At 46.4% G+C, this 8,011-nt stretch carries 7 protein-coding genes and 2 pseudogenes; 2 read left to right on the top strand and 7 right to left on the bottom strand.

All coding sequences use genetic code 11. The annotated features are described in order from the left end of the window. Nucleotides 1-190: 190 nt before the first annotated feature. The gene (locus GQS10_RS15915; protein ID WP_166243926.1) at nucleotides 191-982 is read right to left on the bottom strand and encodes a nucleotidyltransferase domain-containing protein; all 792 of its coding nucleotides are present in this window, start codon (nucleotides 980-982) and stop codon (nucleotides 191-193) included. A 103-nt stretch (nucleotides 983-1,085) separates the two neighbouring features. Between GQS10_RS15915 and GQS10_RS23520 the strand changes: the two genes are divergently transcribed. Then, nucleotides 1,086-1,217 carry a hypothetical protein gene (locus GQS10_RS23520; RefSeq protein WP_279538013.1) on the top strand — a complete coding sequence of 44 codons (132 nt, stop codon included), beginning with the start codon at nucleotides 1,086-1,088 and terminating at the stop codon, nucleotides 1,215-1,217. Between the two features lie 77 nt (nucleotides 1,218-1,294). Here the strand turns inward: GQS10_RS23520 and GQS10_RS15910 are convergent, their stop codons facing one another. The 6 genes and pseudogenes from GQS10_RS15910 to GQS10_RS23230 form a co-directional block, all read right to left on the bottom strand. Further along, the gene (locus GQS10_RS15910; protein ID WP_166243924.1) at nucleotides 1,295-2,167 is read right to left on the bottom strand and encodes an ABC transporter permease subunit; all 873 of its coding nucleotides are present in this window, start codon (nucleotides 2,165-2,167) and stop codon (nucleotides 1,295-1,297) included. Further along, complete coding sequence (locus GQS10_RS15905; protein ID WP_166243922.1) at nucleotides 2,164-3,120, bottom strand: ABC transporter ATP-binding protein; 957 nt, start codon at nucleotides 3,118-3,120, stop codon at nucleotides 2,164-2,166. Before GQS10_RS15905 ends, GQS10_RS15910 begins: the two co-directional genes overlap by 4 nt. Further along, on the bottom strand, nucleotides 3,117-4,220 hold the full coding sequence (locus tag GQS10_RS15900; RefSeq protein ID WP_166243920.1) for a hypothetical protein: 1,104 nt from the start codon (nucleotides 4,218-4,220) through the stop codon (nucleotides 3,117-3,119). The genes GQS10_RS15905 and GQS10_RS15900 overlap by 4 nt, the downstream gene beginning before the upstream one ends. A gap of 39 nt (nucleotides 4,221-4,259) precedes the next feature. Continuing rightward, a complete protein-coding gene (locus tag GQS10_RS15895; protein ID WP_243735202.1) occupies nucleotides 4,260-4,766 on the bottom strand; it encodes a sigma-70 family RNA polymerase sigma factor in 507 nt (168 codons plus the stop codon). Nucleotides 4,767-5,746: 980 nt separating this feature from the next. Then, nucleotides 5,747-6,322 (bottom strand): annotated as a pseudogene (locus GQS10_RS23235) (pectate lyase); the annotation flags it as partial. A gap of 108 nt (nucleotides 6,323-6,430) precedes the next feature. Next, a pseudogene (locus GQS10_RS23230) lies at nucleotides 6,431-6,871 on the bottom strand (RICIN domain-containing protein); the annotation flags it as partial. A gap of 389 nt (nucleotides 6,872-7,260) precedes the next feature. On the opposite strand from GQS10_RS23230, the gene GQS10_RS15880 reads away from it, so the two are divergent. Then, nucleotides 7,261-7,929, top strand: a complete 669-nt coding sequence (locus tag GQS10_RS15880) for a CBO0543 family protein (protein ID WP_207952294.1) — start codon at nucleotides 7,261-7,263, stop codon at nucleotides 7,927-7,929. Nucleotides 7,930-8,011: the final 82 nt, after the last annotated feature.

Genomic DNA, 8,011 nt, shown 5'->3' with positions numbered 1-8,011 from the left:
TCCGTCGCTCTCGGCGACAGGAATTACATCTTAGCACGTTTTAATTTATAATGCAAATTTTATTTTTTACCATTTCTCGTCTTGCTTCACAGCTTTTCGACAAGATCATCACCAACCGCTCAAAGCGGCAGAAGGATATAATAGCACAGCCTAAACTAAAAAATCAAATGGTAATCACTGGAATGCTGCATTATTTCATTTTGCCCAAAACCAGTTCTTTAAAAAACTGCTCCAGCATCTCCTTCATATCTCCTCGAACACCGGGCAAGCTTTCCGCGGCCACCTCTGCATGAGCCAGCCTTCCTTCGATATACACCGCCATTTCACCAACGGCTTGCATTGAAGCATAACCATAACCAGATGGCTTACTGCGGATGCCTAATTCGAGAACGGATTGCAGCAAACTTGGCATAGAAGCCAGCACCTCTTCAGCCAGCGCCTTAAATCCAACAGGCGGAAAAGTGCCGTGACGCTCAAGCCAGCCGCACGCAAGAAGAGGCTTCCATACCGCCAGCAACGTTTTCCACCTACGCTCGTGCTGTTCTTCGCGGCAATACGCTTCATAATTCCGTTTGGCCATCCGGTAATAATGATAAAAACAAGCTTTCGGCGAAAACGAATCCAGCGCGATATTCCGCAGCTGTTGTACAGCGTGAGACTCCTCCTTATATACAACCGGCGAATGAAGCCATTCCAGCAAAGTCGGATTGGACTTCCCAAGAAGCTGCAGCGCTTTTTTTAGATCCCAACCATGTAAATCAATTCGAGCACCTACGGGATGAACGATGACTTCTTTTTGCTCAAAAAGGGTTAAGTATTGTTCCAACGGCCGCTGATATATAAAACGAACATCATAATCACTATCCTCTGTGTCCAGCCCCCAAGCCCGGCTCCCCGCTTCGCAAGCATACAAAACACAAACCTGTTCCTCTTGTTCCATTTGCAAAAGCAGATCCATAACCTGCTGCGATCCAGAGTTCATTTTACACCCCAATACAAAAAAATTATTACCATCTCTATCGCACGTATCCATTATCGGATAAGGGTAAACTAATTTCAATCTTCCCCAAGCGAGGTCATAGAACATGAGAAAAGCCCAACAGCCAGTGAAACAAATTAAAAATACAGGCTCCAATAGCCAAACCGTTGAGCATTTACTTACAAGTCCAATCCCGAAAGCGAAACACAGCGAAATGACCAACAACGAGCCCGTGTAATAAGCCATATAAAAAGACCAGAAGGCTTTTGTTCGCCCTCCGGTCTTTCGTTCATTGTAGACTGCTGTTTCTTAACGTTAGAGATCCTTCTTGTGAAAAGCGCGAATACCTAAGGCCAGACCGATTACCGTATAAAGTGCGCAGTATAACAAAAAGGTATTCGACGGCGGGATTCCGATCCCAAAGGGGCCGAGATCCATCTCACGAATGATCCCGTTAAATTCCTTCATATAGAACAGCTCAGAAAGCATTCTTCGCTGCAGCATATCCGTTGGCATAAGCATCGAGGCAATCCCCTGGACAAGCTGCAAAGATTGCTGGGCTTCATCTGAAAAAATAGCGGACATTTTATCAATAATTCCGCCGATCCAGCCAACTGCATAAAGCATAATCATAAACACACCATTACCAAAGGCTGGAAAATAACATGAACCCAGCATGGATACCGAAACAAGAAGAGGAACAATCCATGCCAATATACCGAACGCTTTCAACAGGACAAGAAAATCCCGAGGGATTCCGGAGTATATGTCAGTGATATACAGTAACAGCGCAAACAAAATCGCGGAATAGACAATTCCTAGTGAAACATAGCCGATCCAGCGGCCCAAGTACCATTTCCACCTAGCAATCGGGCGCGGCAAAAGCGCCTGTAGCACCCCTTGCTCCGCCTCCCCGGCAACAACGGATAAAGAGCTGAAAATCGATAAAAAGGCGATGACGAACGTTCCAAAGAAAAAGCCCAGCGATAAAATAATGCTGCCATTGCGGAATTCGGCCAAAGTATATTCAATGCTTCCAGGCTCCATATGTTTGTCCATAAATTCCATCCCAATCGTACGGGCAACATACCAAAATCCCGTTAAAAAGACCGCTGTCATAATAAGCGTCAGCAAAAGAACGCGTTTGCGAAGCATTTCCTTCCAGGTCATGCCGATAATACTGCTCATACCCGTTCCCCCCTATGATTTAATCCGGAAACGGCATTTCTAAACCACTCCTCAAGCCTGCTTTTCACTTTATATACCTCATAAAGGGTTAGGCCCTGGTCCACAAGCAAAGCATTCATCCAACCGATCTGTTCATCGTCCTTTAATTGGGCTTCCAGCCATACGAACTCCTGCTGCTTTTCGACAAAATACAGTTTTACATGATCACCTGTCATTTGCTGCAGTAACTCCAAATGCTGCGGCGTAAGTCCGGCAACGCGAAGCCGCCAGCGATTTTGGGAACGAAGCACCTCTTCCACGGAGCCTTGGGCCATAATCTGTCCGTTATTCAGCAGCGCTACCCGGTCGCATAAAACCTCGACATCCTCGAGCAAATGCGAATTCAGGAACAGCGTCTTGCCTTGATCCCGCAGTTTTTGCAGAAGCTGCCGAATTTCGAAGCGGCCAACCGGATCCATTGCGGACGAAGGCTCATCGAGGAACAAGAGCTTCGGATCACTTAATATTGCGCAGGCAAACCCCAAGCGCTGCTGCATTCCCTTGGAATAATGCTTTACGCGATCGCGGCCGCGCAAACCAATTCCTACTTCTTCGAGCGTCTCTGCGATTCTTTTTTTCGCGTAAGCTTTATCCAGCTGACATAGCTTGGCATGCAGCTGCAGCACTTCTTCTCCCGTCAGCCACTCTTGGTAGCGATAAAGTTCCGGAAGATAACCAATATGACGCCGGGCTTCAATGGTACCTATCGGCTCTCCAAATAAATAGGCAGCTCCCCCTGTCGGCCGGGTTAAGCCTACAAGCATCTTAACAAGCGTGCTTTTTCCAGCGCCATTAGGGCCGAGGAAGCCAAAGGCTTCCCCAACCCTAACCGTAAGCGATATATCGCGGCACCCGCGCCCATTGCCGTAATCCTTCGTCAAATGGTCCACTTGGATGACGTACTGCTCAGTCATTGACGAATCAACTCCGATATTTCAGTTTTAAATTGCTGCTCATCCGTAAATTGAGTGCCCGATAGGCTGTAGACGATGCCCTCATCAATCCACACGGAGTGGTAATAAGAATTTCCACCAGGCTGTTCATTTACTCCAATCACAACATCTTTTCCTTCCAGCGTTTCGCGGCGTGCACCCTCATCGGTAATGACCGGAAGCGGAACGGTTCCTCCATTCATGAGCGCTGTCCGTTGAAGCTGATGCTTCAAATTGCCCGGAAGCATCGGAAAATCGATGATCGCATCCAGCGCTTCCTGCACACCGATCGAAGGATCCACTTCAACCTTAGGCGCCGGCATTTGGGTGAATGAAATATGCTTTTCGCCATCATGGGAGTACATATTGACCTGTTCGCCCAGCACGATCGTAATCGGTTTTCCACTGACAGATTCCGGCATCAGCTTTGTAGCTCCTAACCGTTTCAATACTTTATTCACTTCCGCAACATTGATCGTAAACGTATAGCGTTCTGAAGGCGATACGTCCACCTTGTCGTCTGTAAACCAATCCGCGGTTACCAGGTTACGGTTTAACGCCTTGGCAGCATCCTGAATACTGTAAACCCCATTGATCGTACCGGTTGTACGGGATACTTCGCTGAACTGATTTTCAAATTCACGTTCCTCTCCGTCGGGAAAAAAGGAATTAAAAAACTGATTCGCATCCTGCTCATTAATCGTCGTCATCTCTTCCATGCGGAATTGATTAATGATCGAGGCAAGCGCTTGATTGCCGATCGGAGTAACGACAACGAGAGCGATTACGCTTGCGGCGACTGCACCGCTCAACCATTTCCGATTTCTCATCGACAGGAGACTTCTTTTTTTCGTTTGCTGCCCGGCTGGCAACGGACTGAGCTGCGTTACATCGTCCTTCTGAGAAGCCTGCTCTTCATGCATCACCGAAAAATTAGGTTTATTCTCCATATGATCGACATTCTGGAGCTGACTCCATAACGGGTGAGCCGGCTCGGATTTTAGCTTCTCCTTCATTTTCTCCCAAGCTTCATCCACATTTATATTTTGAACGGATTCTTGATTCGGATTTTTATTTGCCATCGTTCGCTCCTCCTTCATTACACTTCGATTAACGTAGATTTATCCATTAGGCAGTCCTGCCTCTGCCTTTTTCCGAAATTTTTCTGCGGCGCGACTCAACATCGTACCGACAAGCGGTTTTCGTACTTGCAGCTTTTCTGCAATTTCTTGATAACTGTAGCCTGAGTACTTAAGCATCAGCAGCTGGCGATCCCGCTCCGGCAGCTCGTCAAGCCACTGCTTTATCTCGCTTTGATCCAGCTTTTGCAGATAAACGTCCTCATTCGATGGAGCCGATAAGCTAACCTCAGGGTCCTTGCTGCCATGCTGCTCGAGCCATTTCCGCTCTAGCGCCTGACGATTCAAATAATCGTATCCGATCCGGGTTGCGACTCGATGCAGCCAGGCCCCAACTGCTTCCAGCTGCTCAGGCGGATTCCGGTACAAGCGTAAGAACGCCTCCTGTGCCAAATCCTCCGCCGCCGCACGATCTCCAACTAACACAGTAAGCTTACGTAAAACGTTCGGGTAGTGGGCGTAAAATATTTCTTTATAATGATCCGTCAATGGTTGATTCTCCTTTCCGCTGCAGCTATATATAAGACGGATGAGAATGTAGTTTTGTATCACGCGAACAAAAAAATTTATGTATAAAAAGATTCGATATGGAGCAGAGTATTCAACACATCGTATCATAAAAAAAGAGGCCTGTGACGAACACAGACCCCACATATCCGATTGTTTTACTGGAAGCTTTGTGTTTCTACCCCTTGCGAAGCTTGAGTTTTGCTCTCACCCGGCACGACAGCATTCAGTGGGCTTGGCGTCGTTCCGCTCGTTGCGCCCTGGGCCGACATGCTTGGCGTCGCACTGCTCATTGCACCTTGTGCGGACATGCTTGGCGCCATNATGCTTGGCGCCATACTGCTCATTGCACCTTGTGCGGACATGCTTGGCGCCGCTGCTGCTGCACCAGCCCCTTGAGCTTGCATTGTGCCGGAAGTCATGCCTTGAGACGGCATCATGCTCGAGGAAGCCTGCATAGCCCCTTGGGAGCTCATATTTGCCATAGTGCCGGAAGTGCTTTGCATTTGCGGCATTTGGGACATGCTGCTGCCAGTGCTCTGCATCATGCTTGCAGAGGTGCTTTGCGCTTGTTTCAGCTGCTGCTGAGCTTGTTGAAGCTGTTGTGTGCTGGCCGCGGCGATTTGATGCGCCTGCTGCGCCATTTGGTCCGCTTTCTGAGCGGTAGTATACGCTTGTTGAGCTTGCTGAATCACCTGTTGAGCTTGCTGCTCCAATTGAACTGCATTTTGATGCGGATTAATGACTTGGGAAGAAGACGTAGAGTTTTGACCTTTGTTTGTTTTCATGATGACAACCTCCCTGTGCTGTAGTGGATGAAGCCTTTATAACTATTCCTTAAATCAGACCCGCCTATTCTCATCCCTGAATCCAAATGTGTGCTTTCACGCAGCAGTATGAAAAAAGCTGCTCCGCCGCGGCTTACGCCGATTGCTGGAGCAGCTTTTTTCATAACGAATCATTTAGAACTCAACATTATTCCTTTCAGTCATGTGCTCAACACCGATCCATTTATCTCCAACATTGGAGTATCTGGTATTAACCATGGTAACTTCGCTGGAATCACTATCCGTTCTAAAGATCGCTTCATCCATATTTGTAATTGTGCAGCCATCAATATAGACGGAAACCTTAAAATCGGTCCCTCCGTTTTGACGAATCATTTTACCCGCATTATCTGCATTAAAATTATAAATGTTAAAGGTCGATGCCGCATTAACCTGGAAAACCTTATCGTCCCCATTTTTAGCCGACCCGCCGCGAATGGTGACGGTTCCTTCTTCTTTAATCGTTAAAGCATCCTCGCCAATATCTTCCCAAACGACATTTTCTACAAGCACATCTCCGTAAGTATGGACTCCATCCGCAGCCGGCGCGCCCAATACAATGTTTTTCAAGGTTGCGCCATCCTCAAGACGGAACACGGGCTTTTGGCCTTCATCTTGGCTTCCGTCCCCTAAGGTATCGGCATTCGCAACATAACGCTTGCCTTGCCCGTCAAACGTTTGCCCCGCTTCCACGATAATGGTGCTGTTCACTGTAATAGTTTCTCCGCTTCCGCCGCCGCCGTTGTCACCACCGCCATTATCGCCACCACCGTTATCACCGCCACCGTTGTCGCCACCGCCCGCAGCGTCAGCCAACAAGATGCTCCATAACTGCTCATCCGCTCCATTAAACGTCCATTGAACGACATTAGCTCCTTCATTGCTGGATGCGTTTGCAACTGCTAGCGCTCTTTTGCTGTTTTTATTGGTAAGCGATACGAACGAGCCCTTATCTTCGATTTTCCACTCATGAGCTTGGCTGGAGCGTTCTCTCATCTGAACTACGTTGCCGCCATCCGCTTTCGATTTATTTTGAATATATAACAGCTTACCGCTATTCACATTAACAATTTGATAATATCCGTCATCAGAGCTGACAACTTTCCACTTCTGATTCGCTGTATTTTGCCAAGTCCGCTGTACTACGTTGCCGTCATCGTTCATCGATGAACCTTCAACCTCAAGCACTTTACCGCTTTTCTTGTTTACAATTTTGTATTCTTTGCCTGATTCAAAGCTTGCCGCACCTGCTTGCACCATTGCAAACAACGAAAAAACTAAAGAAACGACGAGAAACAAACTGCATGATCTTTTCAAATCCTTTCACTCCTTTATTATTTGTTCCACTGCAAAAAAGCAAAGTGAATCAGTGGTCTGCTGCCTCGGTTGAAAATCACCTCATTTCAGGGTAAATCGATTTCTTAAACACATTTTCATTATAACGAATTAAAAATACAATATCTTACAAATACTCGACCAAAACACTTTAATTATCCGTCTATTTCCATGTGGTCCATCATTGTTTGCCCGAATAAGATCCGTTTACTTATAAATACCAGAGCAAAAACACTGTTTTTTATAAACATAGATTAGTGCCATATTGCAAATAGTAAGAAGCGTATCTTCAATTCCAGAAGGGGAAATTCGCGATGACACCAGAAAAAGCCCAAGGAATCGATCAAATTAAAGATATTCATGACCAGATGGCCGATTTAACATTTCAATATTGGATGCAGCATTCACACTTTAGCACTTGGCAGTTTTGGGTTAATCTCCTGCTGCTCATCCTTCCATTGGTCATTTTATATAAGTACCTAGATTGGAAACATGCCCTGCTGCTCGGCTTTTACGGCTTTAACATTCACGTATGGTTTCACTATATCGACTCCTTTGGGGTTACGAATGGCTATTGGAACTATCCGCATAAAATTGTTCCTTTCTTATCCGTAAACGTTGCTTTGGATGCAGCGATCGTACCGGTTTGTTATATGCTGCTTTATCAATGGATCACCTCGCGCAATAAAAATTATTATGTTTACACCACCTTGCTGAGTGGAGCATTCGCATTCATATTAAAACCAATTATGGTGTATGCCGGGCTGTTTCGTATGTATGAATGGGTGAATTACTTTTATTTATTTGTCTTTTACATGGTAATCGTGCTTGTTTCCAAATGGATCACCGATCTCTTCCTTTTCCTACAGGAACGTCAAAAGAACAGTCACCCCAAACCCGACCAACGGCCAATGCAGACAGATAAAGAGGAAGAGCAGTTCAATATTGACGTGATTTTACCGCCTAAAGGGAAATTTACTTGATTAGCATTTGTACGGGGAAGCAGATTTGAATTTGGAAATGGGGGCTGAACTGCGGCATGTCTGAGGGCGTTAACGAGGAAGA

Source organism: Paenibacillus turpanensis (assembly GCF_011421635.1).
GTDB lineage: Bacteria > Bacillota > Bacilli > Paenibacillales > YIM-B00363 > Paenibacillus_AK > Paenibacillus_AK turpanensis.
The sequence above is the reverse complement of the archived record's forward strand: the minus strand, read 5'-3'. Positions and strand labels throughout refer to the sequence as shown.

Coding starts and splice junctions, on each gene's coding strand:
- GQS10_RS15905 (WP_166243922.1), bottom strand. CDS start 3,120: ATGACTGAGCAGTACGTCATCCAAGTGGACCATTTGACGAAGGATTAC.
- GQS10_RS23520 (WP_279538013.1), top strand. CDS start 1,086: ATGAGAAAAGCCCAACAGCCAGTGAAACAAATTAAAAATACAGGCTCC.
- GQS10_RS15915 (WP_166243926.1), bottom strand. CDS start 982: ATGAACTCTGGATCGCAGCAGGTTATGGATCTGCTTTTGCAAATGGAA.
- GQS10_RS15900 (WP_166243920.1), bottom strand. CDS start 4,220: ATGGCAAATAAAAATCCGAATCAAGAATCCGTTCAAAATATAAATGTG.
- GQS10_RS15910 (WP_166243924.1), bottom strand. CDS start 2,167: ATGAGCAGTATTATCGGCATGACCTGGAAGGAAATGCTTCGCAAACGC.
- GQS10_RS15880 (WP_207952294.1), top strand. CDS start 7,261: ATGACACCAGAAAAAGCCCAAGGAATCGATCAAATTAAAGATATTCAT.